The 17,977-nt window shown below is 62.3% G+C and carries 16 protein-coding genes and 7 tRNA genes; 18 read left to right on the forward strand and 5 right to left on the reverse strand.

The genetic code is table 11. The features are described from left to right. The first annotated feature begins 1 nt into the window (after nucleotide 1). Genes tmk through ACNQPL_RS09055 form a run of 3 tightly spaced genes read left to right on the forward strand, consistent with a single transcriptional unit; the run spans nucleotide 2 to nucleotide 2,427 of the window. Nucleotides 2-634: a dTMP kinase gene (gene tmk, locus ACNQPL_RS09045; protein ID WP_416466489.1), complete on the forward strand. Its 633-nt coding sequence runs from the start codon at nucleotides 2-4 to the stop codon at nucleotides 632-634. Next, the gene (locus tag ACNQPL_RS09050) at nucleotides 627-1,613 is read left to right on the forward strand and encodes a DNA polymerase III subunit delta' (protein WP_416466490.1); all 987 of its coding nucleotides are present in this window, start codon (nucleotides 627-629) and stop codon (nucleotides 1,611-1,613) included. Before tmk ends, ACNQPL_RS09050 begins: the two co-directional genes overlap by 8 nt. Before the next feature lie 31 nt (nucleotides 1,614-1,644). Continuing rightward, entirely contained in the window at nucleotides 1,645-2,427 is a 783-nt protein-coding gene (locus ACNQPL_RS09055; protein ID WP_387527305.1) for a TatD family hydrolase, read from the forward strand. Between the two features lie 237 nt (nucleotides 2,428-2,664). Here ACNQPL_RS09055 and ACNQPL_RS09060 read toward each other — a convergent pair whose 3' ends face one another. Next, a complete protein-coding gene (locus ACNQPL_RS09060; RefSeq protein WP_416466491.1) occupies nucleotides 2,665-3,798 on the reverse strand; it encodes an aminotransferase class V-fold PLP-dependent enzyme in 1,134 nt (377 codons plus the stop codon). A gap of 71 nt (nucleotides 3,799-3,869) precedes the next feature. Between ACNQPL_RS09060 and ACNQPL_RS09065 the strand changes: the two genes are divergently transcribed. The 5 genes from ACNQPL_RS09065 (at nucleotide 3,870) to ACNQPL_RS09085 (ending at nucleotide 7,347) form a co-directional block, all read left to right on the forward strand. Then, nucleotides 3,870-4,505, forward strand: coding sequence for a TetR/AcrR family transcriptional regulator (locus ACNQPL_RS09065; protein ID WP_387527300.1), 636 nt, complete (start codon nucleotides 3,870-3,872; stop codon nucleotides 4,503-4,505). Between the two features lie 106 nt (nucleotides 4,506-4,611). Then, a complete protein-coding gene (locus ACNQPL_RS09070) occupies nucleotides 4,612-5,580 on the forward strand; it encodes a GTP 3',8-cyclase MoaA (protein ID WP_416466492.1) in 969 nt (322 codons plus the stop codon). 65 nt (nucleotides 5,581-5,645) lie between these two features. Next, entirely contained in the window at nucleotides 5,646-6,251 is a 606-nt protein-coding gene (locus ACNQPL_RS09075; protein ID WP_346613734.1) for a DUF4823 domain-containing protein, read from the forward strand. A 10-nt stretch (nucleotides 6,252-6,261) separates the two neighbouring features. After that, nucleotides 6,262-6,822: a DUF1285 domain-containing protein gene (locus tag ACNQPL_RS09080; RefSeq protein WP_346613735.1), complete on the forward strand. Its 561-nt coding sequence runs from the start codon at nucleotides 6,262-6,264 to the stop codon at nucleotides 6,820-6,822. Nucleotides 6,823-6,930: 108 nt separating this feature from the next. Next, nucleotides 6,931-7,347 carry a cupin domain-containing protein gene (locus tag ACNQPL_RS09085; protein WP_346613736.1) on the forward strand — a complete coding sequence of 139 codons (417 nt, stop codon included), beginning with the start codon at nucleotides 6,931-6,933 and terminating at the stop codon, nucleotides 7,345-7,347. A gap of 57 nt (nucleotides 7,348-7,404) precedes the next feature. Here the strand turns inward: ACNQPL_RS09085 and ACNQPL_RS09090 are convergent. Together ACNQPL_RS09090 and ACNQPL_RS09095 are read right to left on the reverse strand one after the other, a co-directional pair. Continuing rightward, a tRNA-Asn gene (locus tag ACNQPL_RS09090) sits at nucleotides 7,405-7,480 on the reverse strand. 75 nt (nucleotides 7,481-7,555) lie between these two features. Further along, on the reverse strand, nucleotides 7,556-8,752 hold the full coding sequence (locus ACNQPL_RS09095; RefSeq protein ID WP_346613737.1) for an amino acid aminotransferase: 1,197 nt from the start codon (nucleotides 8,750-8,752) through the stop codon (nucleotides 7,556-7,558). A 287-nt stretch (nucleotides 8,753-9,039) separates the two neighbouring features. Here ACNQPL_RS09095 and uvrB point away from each other — a divergent pair, with 287 nt between their 5' ends. Continuing rightward, complete coding sequence (uvrB, locus tag ACNQPL_RS09100; RefSeq protein ID WP_416466493.1) at nucleotides 9,040-11,055, forward strand: excinuclease ABC subunit UvrB; 2,016 nt, start codon at nucleotides 9,040-9,042, stop codon at nucleotides 11,053-11,055. Between the two features lie 125 nt (nucleotides 11,056-11,180). On the opposite strand, the gene ACNQPL_RS09105 is transcribed toward uvrB, so the two are convergent. Further along, nucleotides 11,181-12,671 carry an MDR family MFS transporter gene (locus tag ACNQPL_RS09105; protein ID WP_346613866.1) on the reverse strand — a complete coding sequence of 497 codons (1,491 nt, stop codon included), beginning with the start codon at nucleotides 12,669-12,671 and terminating at the stop codon, nucleotides 11,181-11,183. Nucleotides 12,672-12,720: 49 nt separating this feature from the next. Continuing rightward, nucleotides 12,721-13,776 (reverse strand): HlyD family secretion protein, encoded by a 1,056-nt coding sequence (locus ACNQPL_RS09110; RefSeq protein WP_416466494.1) that lies wholly within the window; start codon nucleotides 13,774-13,776, stop codon nucleotides 12,721-12,723. Nucleotides 13,777-13,919: 143 nt separating this feature from the next. Here ACNQPL_RS09110 and gltX point away from each other — a divergent pair, with 143 nt between their 5' ends. From gltX to ACNQPL_RS09155, 9 genes are all read left to right on the forward strand, one after another. Beyond that, nucleotides 13,920-15,401 (forward strand): glutamate--tRNA ligase, encoded by a 1,482-nt coding sequence (gene gltX, locus ACNQPL_RS09115; protein WP_346613740.1) that lies wholly within the window; start codon nucleotides 13,920-13,922, stop codon nucleotides 15,399-15,401. 236 nt (nucleotides 15,402-15,637) lie between these two features. Beyond that, nucleotides 15,638-15,713 (forward strand) — tRNA-Ala (locus ACNQPL_RS09120). Between the two features lie 72 nt (nucleotides 15,714-15,785). Beyond that, nucleotides 15,786-15,861: transfer RNA gene (locus ACNQPL_RS09125), tRNA-Glu, on the forward strand. A gap of 53 nt (nucleotides 15,862-15,914) precedes the next feature. Then, nucleotides 15,915-15,990, forward strand: a tRNA-Ala gene (locus ACNQPL_RS09130). Nucleotides 15,991-16,032: 42 nt separating this feature from the next. Then, nucleotides 16,033-16,108 (forward strand) — tRNA-Glu (locus ACNQPL_RS09135). A gap of 65 nt (nucleotides 16,109-16,173) precedes the next feature. After that, a tRNA-Ala gene (locus ACNQPL_RS09140) sits at nucleotides 16,174-16,249 on the forward strand. Nucleotides 16,250-16,291: 42 nt separating this feature from the next. Next, nucleotides 16,292-16,367: transfer RNA gene (locus ACNQPL_RS09145), tRNA-Glu, on the forward strand. 171 nt (nucleotides 16,368-16,538) lie between these two features. Next, complete coding sequence (locus ACNQPL_RS09150; protein ID WP_346613741.1) at nucleotides 16,539-17,078, forward strand: TetR/AcrR family transcriptional regulator; 540 nt, start codon at nucleotides 16,539-16,541, stop codon at nucleotides 17,076-17,078. A 23-nt stretch (nucleotides 17,079-17,101) separates the two neighbouring features. Continuing rightward, on the forward strand, nucleotides 17,102-17,935 hold the full coding sequence (locus ACNQPL_RS09155; RefSeq protein WP_416466495.1) for an alpha/beta fold hydrolase: 834 nt from the start codon (nucleotides 17,102-17,104) through the stop codon (nucleotides 17,933-17,935). Nucleotides 17,936-17,977: the final 42 nt, after the last annotated feature.

Genomic DNA, 17,977 nt, shown 5'->3' on the forward strand with positions numbered 1-17,977 from the left:
TGTGAGCGGCTTGTTTATTACCCTTGAGGGCCCCGAAGGCGCGGGCAAGAGCACCAACCGCGACTACCTGGCCGCACGCTTGCGTGAGCAAGGGCTGGACGTGGTGTTGACCCGCGAGCCCGGCGGTACGCCGCTGGCCGAGAAGGTCCGTGAACTGCTGTTGGCACCGAGCGATGAAGTGATGGCGGCCGATACCGAGCTGCTGTTGGTGTTCGCCGCCCGTTCCCAGCACCTGGCGCAGGTGATTCGCCCGGCGCTGGCCCGGGGTGCCGTGGTGCTGTGCGATCGCTTTACCGATGCCACCTACGCTTATCAGGGCGGTGGCCGTGGCTTGTCGGTCGAGCGTATCGCCACCCTTGAGCAATTCGTTCAGGGCGACCTGCGCCCAGACCTGACCCTGGTGTTCGACCTGCCGGTAGAGATCGGGTTGGCCCGTGCCGCCGCACGTGGCCGCCTGGACCGTTTCGAGCAGGAAGGCCAGGCCTTCTTCGAGGCCGTGCGCCAGGCCTACCTCCAGCGCGCCCAGCGCGAGCCGCAGCGCTACCAACTGCTGGATGCCGCGCAATCGCTGGAAGCCGTACAGCGCGCCATTGATGCACTGCTGCCTGGCATCCTGGAGCGTTGCCGTGGCTGAGGCCTACCCCTGGCAGCAGGCGCTTTGGCAGCAGTTGGCGGGGCGTGCCCAGCATGCTCACGCCTATTTGCTGCACGGGCCGCAGGGTATCGGCAAGCGCGCCTTGGCCGAGCGCCTGATGGCAAGCCTGCTGTGCCAGCAGCCGCAAGGGCTGGATGCCTGCGGGCAGTGCAAGTCGTGTTTGCTGCTCAAGGCAGGCAGCCACCCGGATAACTTCGTGCTCGAGCCTGAAGAGGCAGACAAGCCGATCAAGGTCGACCAGGTGCGTGAGCTGGTGTCCTTCGTGGTGCAGACTGCTCAGCTTGGCGGGCGCAAGGTGATCCTCATCGAGCCGGTGGAGGCGATGAACGTCAACGCCTCCAACGCCTTGCTCAAAAGCCTGGAAGAGCCCTCCGGCAATACGGTGCTGCTGCTGGTGAGCCACCAGCCCAGCCGGCTGCTGCCGACCATCAAGAGCCGATGCCAGCAGGTCGTGTGCCCGCAGCCTAGCCTGGCCCAAAGCCAAGCCTGGCTGGCGACGGCGCTTGCCGACAACGACGAGGCCGAACGCGACGAGCTGCTGACGCTTGCCGCCGGCTCACCGTTGATGGCAGTGAAGCTGCAGGCTCAGGGCGTGCGCGAGCAGCGTACGCTCGTCACCGATGGGGTAAAGAAGCTGCTCAAGCAGCAGCAATCGCCCACGCAACTGGCAGAAGCCTGGAACAGCGTGCCATTGTTGTTGCTGTTCGACTGGTTCTGCGATTGGTCGCACCTGATCCTGCGGTATCAATTGACCCAGGACGAGGAGGGGCTAGGCTTGGCCGATATGCGCAAGGTGGTGCAATACCTTGCACAGAAGAGCCGGCAAGCCAAGGTGCTCGAGATTCAGGCGTGGATCCTCGAGCAGCGCCAGAAGGTGCTGGGCAAGGCCAACCTCAACCGCGTCCTGCTGCTGGAAGCCTTGCTCGCCCATTGGGTGCAGCTGCCGGGTTCCCGCTGATTTTTCCATTTCTTCACGTGTGCCGTCTCCCATGCTCGTAGATTCCCATTGCCACCTCGACCGTCTTGACCTCAGTGCCCACCAGGGCTCCCTCGATGCCGCCCTGCAGGCGGCGCGCGAGCGAGGGGTGGGGCATTTTCTGTGTATTGGCGTGAGCGCCGAAAATGCCGGTGCGGTGAAGGCGCTGAGCGAGCAGTACACGGATGTCGATTGTTCGGTGGGTATACACCCGCTCGACCTGGCGCCGGGCGAAACCCCGGCGCTGGAGTGGTTGCTGCGCGAACTGGCGCACCCGCATGTGGTGGCGATCGGTGAAACCGGGCTGGACTACCACTACGAGCCAGAGGCTGCCGAGCTGCAACAGGCGTCGTTTCGCTTGCACCTGGAAGCGTCGCGGCAGACGGGCAAGCCGGTGATCGTGCATACCCGCGCGGCCCGGGCGGACACCCTGGCGCTGCTGCGCGAGGCCAGCCTGCCCCAGGCCGGCGTGCTGCACTGCTTCACAGAAGACTGGGAGATGGCCAAGGCGGCGCTGGACCTGGGCTACTACATCTCGCTGTCCGGCATCGTCACCTTCCGCAATGCCGACGCGTTGCGCGAGGTGGCGCGGCAGGTGCCGGCAGACCGCCTGCTGGTTGAAACCGACTCGCCCTACCTGGCGCCCATTCCCTACCGTGGCAAGCCGAACCTGCCGCAGTATGTGCGGGAGGTGGCGGAGTATGTGGCGTCGCTACGTGGCGTGAGTTACGCGCAGCTGGCCGAGCAGACCACCGCCAACTTCAAGCGCCTGTTCCCCTTGGCTCGGGTTGCCTGAGCACCCGCCGGGGCATTCGACCAGGCAAAAAAAACCCGGGTTCTGGGGGAGGAATCCGGGTTAAGACCATTAGGAGTAAAACAAAGGTACGCGGTCCCTGAGCACCTTTATCGGCGCGCCACTTGGGGGGGATGCGCCGCGCCAACACTTCAAGTATTGGTCAGGTTTGGCACAGTGCCAGTGCGTGCTGGTCGTTTTTTAAACAGATTTGGAATACGCCCGGTGTTCCTTCCTTCCTCAATGCATGGCAAGCCGCCTCACTTGCTGTACAGCTTCATCGATAAGCCGCTCATTGGTATAGAAATGTGGCGAAAAACGCACACCGGGGCCCCTCAGTGCGCAAATCGTGCTTTCAGCCGTCAAGCTGCGATGGATAGCGGCGCTGTCTTGCCCTGAAATGCTGAAAGTGACAATGCCCGCCCGCCGTTGCGCAGCCCCTGGGCTATGCAGTTGCACGCCATGAATATTGGCCAAGCCTTGGTACAACTGCTCGACCCGCTGTTGCAAAAGCCGGGCAACCTCATCCATGCCGATTTCCTCCAGCAATGACAGGCTTGCCTCCAGCGCACAGGCGCCGAGCATGTTCGGGCTGCCGCACTCGAAGCGCCGTGCGCTGCGCGCCGGTTGCCACTGGCGGCGCTCGAAGTCGCCCAAATGCTCCAGCATGTGCCAGCCATAGGCATTGAGCCTCAGTTGCGGGCGCACTGCGGCGCGGCAGTAGAAAAGGCCGAGGCCCTCGGGGCCAAGCATCCACTTGTGGCCGTCGGCCATGGCGAAATCGCACTGATAGTGCTGCACGTCGAAGGGCAGGGCGCCGATCTGCTGGATGGCATCGACGCAGAACAACACCTGGCGCACCCTGCAGCCCTCGCCGAGGCGCGCAAGGTCCAGGCGCAGGCCACTACCGAACTGTACGGCGCTGACTGCCAACAGGCGTGTGCGCGGGCCGCAGGCCGCCAGCAGCGAAGCTTCGGGGGCGGCGCCGGCCAGGCTCGCCTGAACCACCTCGACACCTCGATGGGCCAGCGCCTCCCACACGACCCGGTTGGAGGGGAATTCCTCGTCACTGATCACCACTTGGTCGCCGGCTTGCCAGTCGAGGCCGAATGCGACCAGAGAGAGCGCTTCGGATGTGTTCTTGACCAGTGCGATATCGCCGCGTGAAGGTGCATTGATCAGCCGCGCCAGGCGATCGCGCAGGCGCCGCTCGGTGGCCAGCCATGCCGGATAGTCGCTGGCACCCTGTTTGACGTTGTCTCGCGCAAAGCGCGCCACCGCGTCGCTGGCCCGCCGTGGCCAAGGGGCGATGGCCGCATGGTTCAGGTAACGCAGCCCCGGCGCCTGGTCGAACTCATCATGAAACATAGACATGGTTGGATGATCCGTGCAATTTGCTGCAAGTTAGGCATAATAAACCGCTTCAATGTCATCCAGTCCTTCCCATGCAGAAAGAACCTCGTAAGGTCCGTGAGTTTCGCCGTCGCGAACAGGAAATCCTCGATACTGCGCTCAAGCTGTTTCTCGAACAGGGTGAAGATAGCGTCACCGTCGAGATGATCGCTGACGCCGTAGGTATCGGCAAAGGGACGATCTACAAGCACTTCAAGTCCAAGGCGGAGATCTACCTGCGCCTGATGCTCGACTACGAGCGTGACTTGAACGCGCTGTTGCACTCGGCCGATGTCGACCGCGACAAGGAGGCGCTCTCGCGCGCCTATTTCGAGTTCCGCATGCGCGACCCGCAGCGTTACCGCTTGTTCGATCGCCTGGAAGAAAAGGTGGTCAAGGGCAACCAGGTGCCGGAGATGGTCGAGGAGCTGCACAGCATTCGTGCCTCCAACTTCGATCGGCTGACTCAGCTGATCAAGGGCCGCATCAGCGAAGGCAAGCTCGAAGACGTACCGCCGTACTTCCATTACTGCGCTGCCTGGGCGCTGGTGCACGGTGCCGTGGCGCTGTACCACTCGCCGTTCTGGAGCAATGTGCTGGAGGATCAGGAAGGCTTCTTCCAGTTCCTCATGGACATCGGCGTGCGCATGGGCAACAAGCGCAAGCGCGACCCGGAACCCGCGACCTAAGCGTCTCGTATCGCTTGACTGAAACCGGTGTGGTGGCGGGGCTTGCAAAAACCTGAATTTTGAGTCAGGTTTTGCCAGCCCTGATTCACCCATGCCGGAGTCATTCATGATTGTCGATCGTCAAGGCAGGCGTTTTCGCAACCTGCGCGTCAGCCTGACGGCTGCCTGTAACTATGCCTGCAGCTACTGCGTGCCCAATGGCAAACGGCTGGTTGCGGCGCAGGATGAGCTGTCGGGTGAGGCGTTGGCGCGTGGCGTGGCATACCTCATCGAGGCCGCCGGCATCGAGCGCCTGCGCATCACCGGTGGCGAGCCACTGATCAGCCCCCGGCTGGACGGGTTTCTGGCCGCAGTGGCCAGGCTCGGCCTGCAAGACATCACCCTCACCACCAATGGCCAGCTGCTCTCACGCAAGTTGGCGCTACTGCAGGCGGCAGGCATTCGACGTTTGAATGTATCCCTCGATACCCTCGACCCCGAGGCCTTCCGGCGCATCGCCCGCGGAGGTGACCTGGCCAGCGTCCTGGCCGGCATGCAACAGGCCAGTGCCATGGGCATGCAGATCAAGGTGAACATGGTGCCTATGCGCGGGCAGAACCTGGATCAGGTGCTGCCATTGCTGGACTACTGCCTGGCCCGTGGTTTCGAGTTGCGTTTCATCGAGCTGATGCGCATGGGGCATCTCGCCCGTGACCCTAATGCGTTCCTGCAGCAGTTCGTCGGGCTCGATCAGCTGCTGGCCCTCATCGGCCGCGAGTACGGCTATCAGCAGGTCGATGCGCCGCTGGACGCCACCGCACTGCGCTACCAGGTTCCAGGGAAAGGCCATTTCGGCGTGATCGCCAACGAGACTGTGCCGTTCTGCCGGACGTGCTCGCGGCTTAGGCTGTCCTCCACCGGTTGGCTGCATGGCTGCCTGTCGTCGAGCAATCGTCACTTTGTCGGCGACCTGCTGGAACAGCCGCGTCATCAGGCGTTGCCTGCCTTGCAGCGGCTACTGGTCAGCGCCTTGGCAGACAAGCAGGAGGTGGCGTTTTCCGGGGATGTGATGGTGATGAAGGTGATTGGCGGCTGATCTGGCGCAAAAGCTGCATCCGCCGGCTATTCGCCGGTTTTTCGTCACCGGCCACTGGAGGAAAGATGCGTAGCCTGGTCTTGCCCCTGGCGCTGTTGGCGCTGGGCGGCTGCATGAATGTCAGCGATATGGGCGAAGGCGTCCGTTACCACATGAGCGATGCTGGCCTGCTGGACCACAGCGACACCCGCCGCACGCTGTCGATCCGCCTGCAGCCCGATTCGTTCATCTTCATTGGCCAAGGCGCATTCATGCCACCGGGCAAAGGCCCTGTGCCGAAGCAGAACGTGGTGGCCGAAGAGGCATTCAAGAGCTTCGTCGAGTATTTCCCGCTGGTGCGCCGCGCCCAAGGCCCGTTGGGGCTCGAGGAAGCGATCGCACAAGCGCGTTCGGTCGGCGCCGACTATGTGTTGTATACCCGTTTCGCCCGCACCGACGACCGTATCGGCAATGGCGATGAGTGGTATGACGAACAGGCAGTCGACCGGCTGGGTTGGGACACCGGTGTGGTGCAGATGATGCTGATCGAAACCAGTACCCGTTACTTGATCGACACCGCCAGGATCAAAAGCCGTGGCGGTTTGTTGACGTTCCACGACAACACCCCTCAGGATTTGCTCGCAGCACCGATGCGCGAGTACGCTCGTAGCCTTCTGGGCATGAGTCAGTGAGGGCAGGGTGATGACGGATTCCGGCAAGGCCAACGATATTCTGGCGCAGATCCCCAAGCACAAAGGGTTGCCGCCGGTGCATCTGTGGAACCCGGATTTTTGCGGTGATATCGACATGCGCATTGCGCGCGATGGCACCTGGTACTACCTGGGCACGCCGATCGGGCGCAAGCCCATGGTACGCCTGTTCTCAACGATCATCCGCCGCGATGGTGATGACTACTTCCTGATCACGCCGGTGGAAAAGGTCGGCATCCGTGTCGATGATGCGCCGTTCGTTGCCGTGACGCTGGACGTGCAGGGCAGTGGTGAGCAGCAGGTGTTGAGCTTTACCAGCAATGTCGAGGATCAGGTGGAGGCGGGCCCTGAAAATCCGTTAAGGGTTGAGACAGACCCCGTGACCCAGGAGCCATCGCCCTACGTGCTGATGCGCAACAATCTCGAAGCGTTGATCCATCGTAATGTGTTCTACCAGCTGGTCGAACTGGCGGTGCCGCGTGAGATCGATGGCGAAGAATGGCTTGGCGTCTGGAGCCATGGCGCGTTCTACCCAATCGGCCGTAGCAGCTGAATCACCGGGGCGCGGCGACGCGGCCCCCTGCTTTTTCCCTGAATTGGCCATTTGTCTGCGGTGCCCTAGGGCCTAACCTGCTGGCAGATGCCAATCAGGAGAAGCCCCATGAAACCCTCGATTCTTTCCCTTGCCTTGCTTGTCGGTGCCGGTCTGCTCGCAGGGCAGTCCTGCGCTTGGGCGCATGGCGATGCCGCGGACCAGGTCAAGGTCCTGCAACAGCAGCAACCCAGCAACGCGCCCGGCAAGAGCGCCGTCATGCTTACCGTCAGCTATGCGCCTGGCCAGGCATCGCCTGCTCACCAGCATCCAGGCGCGGTGATGGCCTATGTGCTTGAGGGTGCAGTGGTGTCGAAGCTCAATGATGAGCAGGAAAAGACCTACAAGGCCGGTGAGTACTGGTACGAAGCACCGGGCACGGTGCACAGCGTGTCGCGCAATGCCAGCCAGTCGAAGCCAGCCAAATTGCTGGTCTGGAGCCTTGTGGATGAAGGCAAGCCGGTGACCGAGCCGCTGCAGAAATAGCGGGTGCGGAAATAAAAAAACCTCCAGTGCTTGCGCAGCTGGAGGTTTTTCAGAATTTGGCTCCGCGACCTGGACTCGAACCAGGGACCCAATGATTAACAGTCATTTGCTCTACCGACTGAGCTATCGCGGAATCTGCGCATATCTTACTGATTGCCGAGGGCAAGTCAACCCCGCCCTTGGCAATTCAGCGAGCCAAATCAAGCAGTTACAGCACTTCGACGATGGCCTTGGTGACCACGTGGATGTTGCTCTGGTTCAGCGCGGCGACAGCGATACGGCCGGTGTCCAGCGCGTAGATGCCGAACTCGTTCTTCAGGCGCGCCACTTGCTCGACGGTCAGGCCCGAGTAGGAGAACATGCCCGCCTGGCGGCCGACGAAGCTGAAGTCGCGCTTGGCGCCGTATTCGGCCAGCAGGCTGACCATCTGCTGGCGCATGCCGTGAATGCGCTGGCGCATCTCGCCCAGCTCCGCTTCCCACATGCTGCGCAGCTCGGCGCTGTTGAGCACGGTGGCGACGATGGTCGCGCCGTGGGTCGGCGGGTTGGAGTAAGTGGTGCGGATGACGCGCTTGACCTGCGACAGTACGCGGGTGCTTTCGTCCTTGCTGCCGGTGACGATCGACAGCGCGCCTACGCGCTCGCCGTACAGCGAGAACGACTTGGAGAAGGAGCTGGAAACAAAGAAGTCCAGGCCAGACTCGGCGAACAGGCGCACAGCGAAGGCATCTTCGGCGATACCGTCACCAAAGCCCTGGTAGGCCATGTCGAGGAATGGCACGTGGCCTTTGGCCTTGACCACTTCCAGGACGTTTTTCCAGTCATCCAGGCCCAGGTCGACGCCGGTCGGGTTGTGGCAGCAGGCGTGCAGCACGACGATCGAGCCGGACGGCAGGGCGTTCAGGTCTTCGAGCATGCCGGTGCGGTTGACGTCGTTGCTCGGGGCGTCGTAATAGCGGTAGTTCTGTACCGGGAAGCCGGCGGTTTCGAACAGCGCGCGGTGGTTTTCCCAGCTCGGGTCGCTGATGGCAACGACGGCGTTCGGCGACAGGCGCTTGAGGAAGTCGGCGCCGATCTTCAGAGCGCCGGTGCCGCCAACGGCTTGCACGGTAACCACGCGGCCAGCGGCCAGCAGTGGCGACTCGGCGCCGAAAATGAGTTTTTGCACGGCCTGGTCGTAGGTGGCGATGCCGTCGATCGGCAGGTAGCCGCGCGAGGCGTGCTGTGCGGCACGCTGGGTTTCGGCTTCGATCACGGCGCGCAGCAGCGGAATGCGGCCTTCCTCATTGCAGTACACACCCACGCCCAGGTTGACCTTGTCGGTACGTGGGTCGGCGTTGAATGCTTCGTTGAGGCCCAGGATAGGGTCGCGGGGTGCCAGCTCGACAGCGGAAAACAGGCTCATTGTTACCTTGGCTCTGAATGGAGAGTGATAGGGCGTACACGCTCCAGCCGAATGCACTGAAGCGGTGCACAAACGGGGAGTCAGTATAGTGATACCGACCGGTCACTGCGACAGTGTGGCGCAGCTTTTCCGGTGTTTTGCGTAAATTTTTTTCAACCATTGGTCGATTTGCCGTGTCCATCGCAATGAGCGCTCACACCTGGGGCTTGAATCCGGCACCAGGCGGGCGCATTTGGGTATAGACTACTGGCTAAATTTACAGTTACGGCGTTACCGCGAGGTCCGACATGTCCGAGTTCCAGCTCGTCACCCGTTTTCAGCCGGCCGGCGATCAGCCCGAGGCCATCCGCCAGATGGTCGAGGGTATCGAGGCGGGCCTGTCGCACCAGACCTTGCTGGGTGTAACCGGTTCGGGCAAGACCTTCAGCATTGCCAACGTCATTCAGCAGGTGCAGCGCCCCACGCTGGTGCTGGCGCCGAACAAGACCCTGGCCGCGCAGCTGTACGGCGAATTCAAGGCATTTTTCCCGAACAACGCGGTGGAGTATTTCGTTTCCTACTACGACTACTACCAGCCCGAGGCCTACGTGCCATCGTCGGACACCTTCATCGAGAAGGACGCGTCGATCAACGACCACATCGAGCAGATGCGCCTGTCTGCGACCAAGGCGCTGCTGGAGCGGCGCGATGCGATCATCGTCACCACCGTGTCGTGCATCTATGGCCTGGGCAGCCCCGAGACCTACCTGAAAATGGTCCTGCACGTCGACCGCGGCGACAAGCTCGACCAGCGCGCACTGCTGCGCCGCCTGGCCGACTTGCAGTACACCCGCAACGAGATGGACTTCGCCCGCGCCACCTTCCGAGTGCGCGGTGACGTGATCGATGTGTTCCCCGCCGAATCCGACCTCGAAGCCATCCGCATCGAGTTGTTTGATGATGAGGTAGAGAACATTGCCGCGTTCGACCCGCTGACTGGCGAAGTCTTCCGCAAGTTGCCGCGTTTTACCTTCTATCCCAAGAGCCACTACGTCACCCCGCGGGAAACGCTGATGCAGGCCGTGGAGGGCATCAAGGAGGAACTCAAGGACCGCCTCGAATACTTGCACAAGGCCAACAAGCTGGTAGAGGCCCAGCGTCTGGAGCAGCGCACCCGCTTCGACCTGGAGATGATTCTGGAGCTTGGGTATTGCAACGGCATCGAAAACTACTCGCGCTACCTTTCCGGGCGCCCGGCCGGCGCGCCGCCACCCACCCTCTACGATTACCTGCCGGACGATGCGCTGCTGGTGATCGACGAATCCCACGTCAGCGTTCCCCAGGTCGGAGCCATGTACAAGGGCGACCGCTCGCGCAAGGAAACCCTGGTCGAGTACGGCTTCCGCATGCCGTCGGCGCTGGACAACCGGCCAATGCGTTTCGACGAATGGGAAGCGGTGAGCCCGCAAACCATTTTCGTTTCCGCCACCCCGGGGCCCTACGAAGCCGAGCATGCTGGCCGTGTGGTCGAGCAGGTAGTGCGCCCGACCGGCCTGGTCGACCCGCAGGTCGAGGTACGCCCGGCGCTGACCCAGGTCGACGACCTGCTGTCGGAGATCCGCAAGCGCGTTGAGGTGGGCGAGCGGGTGTTGGCCACCACGCTTACCAAGCGCATGGCCGAAGACCTCTCCGATTACCTGGCCGATCATGACGTGCGGGTGCGTTACCTGCACTCGGACATCGACACCGTGGAGCGGGTCGAAATCATCCGCGACCTGCGCCTGGGTACCTTTGACGTGCTGGTGGGCATCAACCTGCTGCGCGAGGGCCTGGACATGCCAGAGGTGTCGCTGGTAGCAATCCTCGATGCCGACAAGGAAGGTTTCCTGCGCTCCGAGCGCTCGCTTATCCAGACCATCGGCCGCGCTGCGCGAAACCTCAATGGCCGGGCGATCCTCTACGCCGACCAGGTGACCGGCTCCATGCAGCGTGCCATCGACGAGACCGAGCGGCGCCGCGAGAAGCAGGTCGCGTTCAACCAGGCCAACGGCATCGTGCCCAAGGGCGTGGTCAAGGACATTACCGACATCATGGAAGGCGCAAACGTGCCGGGGTCGCGCAGCAAGAAGCGCAAAGGCATGGCCAAGGCCGCGGAGGAGAGCGCCCGCTACGAGGCCGAACTGCGTACGCCGGGCGAGATCACCAAGCGCATCAAGCAGTTGGAAGAGAAGATGATGCAGTTTGCCCGCGACCTGGAGTTCGAGGCGGCGGCGCAGTTGCGCGACGAGATCACCCAGCTTCGGGAGCGGTTGATCACCAGCTGAGTGTTCTTCAGTTGTGGCCCTATCGCCGGCAAGCCGGCTCCCACAGGTACCTCACGGTTCTCAGGCCATGTGCAGCCCTGTAGGAGCTGGCTTGCCGGCGATAGGGTTGCACAGGCAGCATTGATTCAATGTGCTTCACCCGCCTTGAGCCCTTCCGGCAGCTTGCGGGTGAGCAACACCGCCACCATGCTCACCGCCAAGCCGATCCCCACAAAATGGAAGGCATCGTTATAGGCCATGATCAGCGCCTGCTGGTGGGTGATCTCGCTCAACTTGCCCAACGCCGCATTGTCGTTGCCCAGCCGCTCCGCCAGTTGCGCCAGGCGTTCGGCCACCTGTGGATTGCTCGGCACCACTGCCTCACGCAGGTAGTCGAAATACACCTTGGTCCGCGCATCCAGCAGGGTGGCGAGCAAGGCGATGCCGATGGCGCCCCCCAGGTTGCGCAGGATATTGAACAGGCTCGACGCCGACCCGGCATCCTGCTGCTGGATATACGCCGTGGCAATCAGTGAAATGGTCACCATGATCATGGGTTGGCCAAGGGCGCGGATGATCTGGATGTGGTTGAACTGCTCGCCGGCAAAGTCGGGGTTCAACACGCCGGAACCGAAACTGGCGACGCCGAACAGGCAAAAGCCCAGCGCGCAGAGTAATTTTGGTGGGATCACCTTCATCAACTGCGGCACCAGCGGGATCAGGAACAGCTGCGGCACGCCCATCCACATGATCACCTCGCCGATCTGCAGCGCGTTGTAGCCCTGGATTTGCGCAAGGTATAGCGGTAGCAGATAGATCGACCCGTACAGCCCAACGCCCATGCCCAGGCTGGCGATGCTCGACAGGCCGAAGTTGCGGTTGCCGAGAATGCGCAGGTTTATCAGCGGGTGCGCCTTGGAAAACTGCAGGATGACAAAGGTGATCAGGCTGACCAGGGCAATACTGCCCAAGGCGACGATCAGGTTCGACTCCAGCCAGTCCTTGCGGTGGCCTTCTTCAAGGAACACCTGCAGGCACCCCAGGCCGACCCCAAGGGTTACGATGCCCGCGTAATCGGTGCTTTTCAGCAATTCCCAGTGCGCTGCTTTCTTCTCCAGGCCGTACATCAGCCCAGCGATCATCACCAGGCCAGGTGGGATGTTGATGTAGAAGATATATTCCCAGCCCCAGTTCTCAGTCAGCCAGCCGCCCAGTGTGGGGCCGATGGAAGGGGCGAACGTGGCGGTCATGGCGAACATGGCCATGCCCTTGGCGCGATGATGCTCGGGCAGCTTGATCAGGGTCAGGGTGAAGGCCAGCGGGATCAGCGCGCCGCCGGTAAAGCCCTGCAGGGCGCGGAAAAGGATCATGCTCTCCAGGTTCCAGGCCATCGAGCAGAGCAGCGACGACACCAGAAAACCTGCCGATACCCACACCGCCAGGCGCCGGGCGGACAGCAGCTGCACCAGCCAGGCGGTCAGCGGAATCATGATGATCTCCGCCACCAGGTAAGACGTGGAAATCCACGAGCCTTCCTCCAGGGTTGCCGACAGCGCTCCCTGGATGTCCTTGAGCGAAGAGTTGGTGATCTGGATGTCCAGCACTGCCATGAAGGCGCCGAGCATGACGCTCATCACTGCAATCCAGTCGCGCCGGGTAGGCTCCGCAGTTGGCCGGAGCAGCTGATCACCGGCCATCCTGGCCATCATCCTCGGTGCGCAGGTCGACAGTGGCGGTCACCGACATGCCCGGGCGGATGCGGCCATGCAGCGGGTTGTCGGCAGCGAACGTCAGTTTGACGGGGATGCGCTGCACCACCTTGGTGAAGTTGCCGGTGGCGTTGTCCGGTGGCAACAGGCTGAACTGCGCTCCCGAGGCAGCGAACAGGCTGTCGACGCGGGCCTCGATCGGGGTGTCGGGGTAGCTGTCGAACAGCAGCTCGGCGCGCTGGCCGGGTTGCATGTGGCCAATCTGGGTCTCCTTGAAGTTGGCCTGCACCCAGATGTCCGCGTCGGGCACGATCGACAGCAAGTAGGCGCCAGCCTGCACCACTTGGCCATTGCGGGCATTACGCTGGCCGATCATGCCGCTGATGGGCGCGCGGATTTCGCAGCGGGTCAGGTTCAGCTCGGCCTGGGCAAGCTCGGCACGGGCGTTGGCGATTTGTGCATCCAGGCGCTTGAGGTCGGCGCTGAGGGCGTTGACCTGCTGGCGCTGGCTTTGCAGGTCTGCACGTGCCTTGTCGACCTGGGAGCCGGCAACGTGGCTCTCAGCCGACAACGTGGTGACTTGCTGTTCAGAGACGAAGCCTGGCTTGCGCAGCTTTTCTACCCGGTTGAGGTCGAGCCGCGAGCGGTCGAATGTTGCCTGGTTGGCGGCCACCTGCGCCTGGCCTGCGGCAATCAGGCTGCCTTGCTGGGTCAGGCGGCTTTCAGCCTGGGCGTGCTCGGCTTCGCGGGTGGCCAGGGCGGCGCGGGCACGCTCCACGGCCAGTGCAAAGTCGGCGACCTCAAGGCGCACCAGCAGGTCGCCTTTGCGCACATGCTGGTTGTCTTCCACGCGCACGTCGTCGATACGTGCGCCGAGCTGGCTGGAGATCCGCGTGATCTCGCCTTGCACGTAGGCATTGTCAGTGCTCTCGTAGAAGCGGCCCTTGAAATACCAGTGGGCCAGGAAGGCGAGGGCGATGAGCGCGACCAAGGTGAAGAAGATCAGCAGGCGGCGTTTGAGTTGAGCAGGCATGGGGACTATCGTTCCAGAAATGTAAGCAAATTTAACAGCGATACACCGCCCGCCCACAAGTGACGTTAGCGCCATTGCTGGAGCCCGATGCCCGCTCCCTGCTAACATCCCGCCTTTGTTTCATCTTTCGTTCGAGACTCTCCATGACCACCGTACGCACGCGTATCGCGCCATCGCCTACCGGCGACCCCCATGTCGGCACTGCCTACATCGCCCTGTTCAACTACTGCTTCGCCAAGCAGCATGGCGGTGAGTTCATCTTGCGCATCGAAGACACCGACCAGTTGCGCTCGACCCGCGAGTCGGAGCAGCAGATCTTCGACGCCCTGCGCTGGCTTGGCATCGAATGGAACGAAGGCCCGGATGTCGGCGGCCCGCATGGCCCTTACCGGCAGAGCGAGCGCGGCGAGATCTACGCCGAGTACGCCAAGCAACTGGTCGATGCCGGCCATGCGTTCTACTGCTTCTGCACCGCCGAAGAGCTGGAGCAGATGCGCGCCGAGCAGATGGCCCGTGGTGAAACCCCGCGCTACGACGGCCGTGCGCTGCTGCTGAGCGACGAGGAAGTGCAGCGCCGCCTGGCTGCTGGTGAGCCCCACGTGATCCGCATGAAGGTGCCCAGCGAAGGTATCTGCGTGGTTCCGGACATGCTCCGTGGCGACGTCGAGATCCCATGGGACCGCATGGACATGCAGGTGCTGATGAAGAACGACGGCCTGCCGACGTACTTCCTGGCCAACGTGGTTGACGACCACTTGATGGGCATCACCCACGTGCTGCGCGGCGAAGAGTGGCTGCCGTCGGCACCGAAACTGATCAAGCTGTACGAATACTTCGGTTGGGAGCAGCCCAAGCTGTGCTACATGCCGCTGCTGCGCAACCCCGACAAGAGCAAGCTGTCCAAGCGCAAGAACCCGACGTCGGTGACCTTCTACGAGCGCATGGGCTTCATGCCCGAGGCGATGCTCAATTACCTCGGCCGCATGGGCTGGTCGATGCCGGATGAGCGCGAGAAGTTCTCCCTGGCCGAAATGGTCGAGCATTTCGACCTGTCGCGTATCTCGCTGGGCGGCCCGATCTTCGACATCGAGAAGCTGTCGTGGCTCAACGGCCAGTGGCTGCGCGAACTGCCGGTGGAAGAGTTCGCCGCACGCGTGCAGAAGTGGGCGTTCAACAGCGACTACATGATGAAAATCGCCCCGCACGTGCAGGGCCGGGTCGAGACCTTCAGCCAGGTCGCTCCGCTGGGTGGTTTCTTCTTCGAAGGTGCGCTCAAGCTCGACGCCAAGTTGTTCGAAAGCAAGAAGCTGTCCGCCGACCAGGTGCGCCAGGTCATGCAGTTGATCCTGTGGAAGCTCGAGAGCCTGCGCCAGTGGGAAAAAGAGCGGATCACCGGTTGCATCCAGGCCGTTGTCGAAGCGCTGGAACTCAAACTGCGTGATGCCATGCCGCTGATGTTCGCTGCCATCACTGGCCAGGCCAGTTCGGTCTCGGTACTGGACGCCATGGAAATCCTTGGCCCGGACCTGACCCGCTACCGCCTGCGCCAGGCACTCGACCTGCTGGGCGGCGTGTCGAAGAAAGAAAACAAAGAGTGGGAAAAGCTGCTGGCGAACATCGCCTGATTCAGCTTTACACCTGACCTGCGGGGGCGGGCTAGCCCGCTCCCACAGGCACAGCTAACCCTGAAGAACCGGGGCAGGGCGGTAAGTGATTGTTATCTGTGAAAAAACTTTTGAATAATTTCAAAATTTCGTTTGACAGCTTTGCAATCCGATCTTAATATGCGCCCCGTCCACAGCGATGAACGAAAACGAAACGCCAGGCACCCAGCCGGTGATTCGGTTCAAAGCGACATAGTGGGGCTATAGCTCAGCTGGGAGAGCGCCTGCATGGCATGCAGGAGGTCAGCGGTTCGATCCCGCTTAGCTCCACCAAATTCCGCTTGGCAGCCAAGGCTGTCGAGCAAGACCGGGTCCAGCAACCGGGTCTTGAAGGTAAGAAGGTTCGTCCCCTTCGTCTAGTGGCCTAGGACACCGCCCTTTCACGGCGGTAACAGGGGTTCGAGTCCCCTAGGGGACGCCAGTTTTGCACAAGCGATGTTTCACTATGTCGCTGGGCCGAGAGGCTAGAAATCCGGGGCTATAGCTCAGCTGGGAGAGCGCCTGCATGGCATGCAGGAGGTCAGCGGTTCGATCCCGCTTAGCTCCACCAATTTAGCCAGGGTTCGCATCAGCGAATCTTCGCGAAGGTTACGTCCCCTTCGTCTAGTGGCCTAGGACACCGCCCTTTCACGGCGGTAACAGGGGTTCGAGTCCCCTAGGGGACGCCACTTTTACCCGCGCTTTGCGGGACTTAAAGAGGCTCATTCGCATATTGGATGAGCCTTTTGTTTTCGGGGCTATAGCTCAGCTGGGAGAGCGCCTGCATGGCATGCAGGAGGTCAGCGGTTCGATCCCGCTTAGCTCCACCAATTTAGCCAGGGTTCACATCAGTGAATCTTCGCGAAGGTTACGTCCCCTTCGTCTAGTGGCCTAGGACACCGCCCTTTCACGGCGGTAACAGGGGTTCGAGTCCCCTAGGGGACGCCACGTTTACCCGCGTTTTGCGGGACTTTAAAGGCTCATTCGCTTATTGAATGGGCCTTTTGTTTTTCTATCCCTCCGAAAAGTGCACGCCGATAAACGGTCTCAATTTCTGCTTGCCAAAAAATATGATGAGTATCATATTTCAATCATCATATTTTGCACGTTGAGCTGGCCATGAGTGACAAGAAAACCAGAACCCGCGAACGCATCCTCGAAGCCGCCCGTAGCGCGCTGATCCAGCACGGTCCGGCCGAGCCGAGTGTCAGCCAGGTGATGGGCGCGGCAGGCCTGACCGTTGGAGGCTTCTACGCGCACTTCGACAGCAAGGACGAGCTCATGCTCGAAGCGTTCCGCCAGTTGCTCAGCGAGCGCCGGGCCTTGTTGGCCCAGGTTGACCCAAGCCTGGACGGCGAGGGGCGCCGGGCGCTGGCAAGCGCCTTTTACCTGTCGCGCAAGCACCGTGATGCCGAAGTGCATGCCTGCCCGCTACCCAATTCGATTGGCGAGATGCAGCGCCTGCCAGAGGTGTTTCGCGAGGTGCTGGCCGAGCACATCGAGCTGATGACCGCAGCCATGGTTGATCGCCCCGAAGATGCCGACAAGGCATTGGCCGACCTGGCCCTGATGATTGGTGGTCTGGCGCTGGCCCGTGCCCTGGGCACCGGCGAGTTGTCCGACCGTATTCTGCGCGCCGCCAAGTCGGCGGTTATCTGAGCATCAGACCCTGGAGCAAGGCGATGACTACCCTGAGCTGGATTCGTGGTGTGAATGGCACCCTCGGCCGACTGGCCCCCGAACATGTCGCCGGCAAGATGCGCCGCGCCTTCATGACCCCGCGTAACCTGCCGCCCAGGCAATGGGAGCTGCCGCTGCTGGCGAACGCCGAGCGCATTACCTTGCGTTTTGGGTTGTCTGCCTTGCGTTGGGGTAAAGGCCCGACCGTGCTGCTGATGCACGGTTGGGAAGGGCGCCCCACCCAATTTGCCGCGTTGATCGAAACCCTGGTGAAGGCCGGGCACACCGTGGTCTCCCTGGAAGGCCCGGCGCACGGTCGCTCCCCCGGGCAGCAGGCGCATGTGGTGCTGTTTGCCCGGGCGCTGCTGGAGGCTGCTGCCGAACTGCCGCCATTGCGTGCGGTGATTGGTCATTCCATGGGCGGTGCCAGTGTCATGCTGGCCCTGCAGATGGGGCTGCGCGCCGAGGCGGCAGTGAGTATCGCCGCGCCCGCCCAGCTGCTCGGTGTGCTGCGTGGTTTCGCCCGGCGGCTGGGCTTGCCGGCCCGGGCCAGGGCGGCCTTCATTCGCCAGGTCGAACGAGATGTCGGCATGCAAATCAGTCACCTGGATGTCAGCGGTTATCAGCTGGAGCTGCCGGGTTTGATCGTGCATGCCGCTGACGACGCGTTGGTGCCCGCCAGCGAGGCCGAGGTCATTCACAAGGCATGGTTCGACAGCCGCCTGCTGCAGCTGGAGGACGGCGGCCACCAGCGCGTGCTGGCAGACCCGCGCCTGGGCGAGGCGGTGCTCGAATTGCTCAGCCGTGCCAGTGCCCCCGCGCGGCAAAGCGCCTGAACATCCGATACACTCTGCCCGTTCATACACATTGGGAGCGGG

It is taken from the genome of Pseudomonas sp. LFS044 (assembly GCF_047978245.1).
Lineage (GTDB): Bacteria > Pseudomonadota > Gammaproteobacteria > Pseudomonadales > Pseudomonadaceae > Aquipseudomonas.

Bases quoted from the DNA above. Each gene is read 5' to 3' on its own strand.
- ACNQPL_RS09075 (WP_346613734.1), top strand. From the start codon at position 5,646: ATGCGTAGCCTGGTCTTGCCCCTGGCGCTGTTGGCGCTGGGCGGCTGC.
- ACNQPL_RS09150 (WP_346613741.1), top strand. From the start codon at position 16,539: ATGAGTGACAAGAAAACCAGAACCCGCGAACGCATCCTCGAAGCCGCC.
- ACNQPL_RS09155 (WP_416466495.1), top strand. From the start codon at position 17,102: ATGACTACCCTGAGCTGGATTCGTGGTGTGAATGGCACCCTCGGCCGA.
- gltX (WP_346613740.1), top strand. From the start codon at position 13,920: ATGACCACCGTACGCACGCGTATCGCGCCATCGCCTACCGGCGACCCC.
- uvrB (WP_416466493.1), top strand. From the start codon at position 9,040: ATGTCCGAGTTCCAGCTCGTCACCCGTTTTCAGCCGGCCGGCGATCAG.
- ACNQPL_RS09070 (WP_416466492.1), top strand. From the start codon at position 4,612: ATGATTGTCGATCGTCAAGGCAGGCGTTTTCGCAACCTGCGCGTCAGC.
- ACNQPL_RS09080 (WP_346613735.1), top strand. From the start codon at position 6,262: ATGACGGATTCCGGCAAGGCCAACGATATTCTGGCGCAGATCCCCAAG.
- ACNQPL_RS09110 (WP_416466494.1), bottom strand. From the start codon at position 13,776: ATGCCTGCTCAACTCAAACGCCGCCTGCTGATCTTCTTCACCTTGGTC.
- ACNQPL_RS09095 (WP_346613737.1), bottom strand. From the start codon at position 8,752: ATGAGCCTGTTTTCCGCTGTCGAGCTGGCACCCCGCGACCCTATCCTG.
- ACNQPL_RS09060 (WP_416466491.1), bottom strand. From the start codon at position 3,798: ATGTCTATGTTTCATGATGAGTTCGACCAGGCGCCGGGGCTGCGTTAC.
- ACNQPL_RS09055 (WP_387527305.1), top strand. From the start codon at position 1,645: ATGCTCGTAGATTCCCATTGCCACCTCGACCGTCTTGACCTCAGTGCC.
- ACNQPL_RS09085 (WP_346613736.1), top strand. From the start codon at position 6,931: ATGAAACCCTCGATTCTTTCCCTTGCCTTGCTTGTCGGTGCCGGTCTG.
- ACNQPL_RS09065 (WP_387527300.1), top strand. From the start codon at position 3,870: ATGCAGAAAGAACCTCGTAAGGTCCGTGAGTTTCGCCGTCGCGAACAG.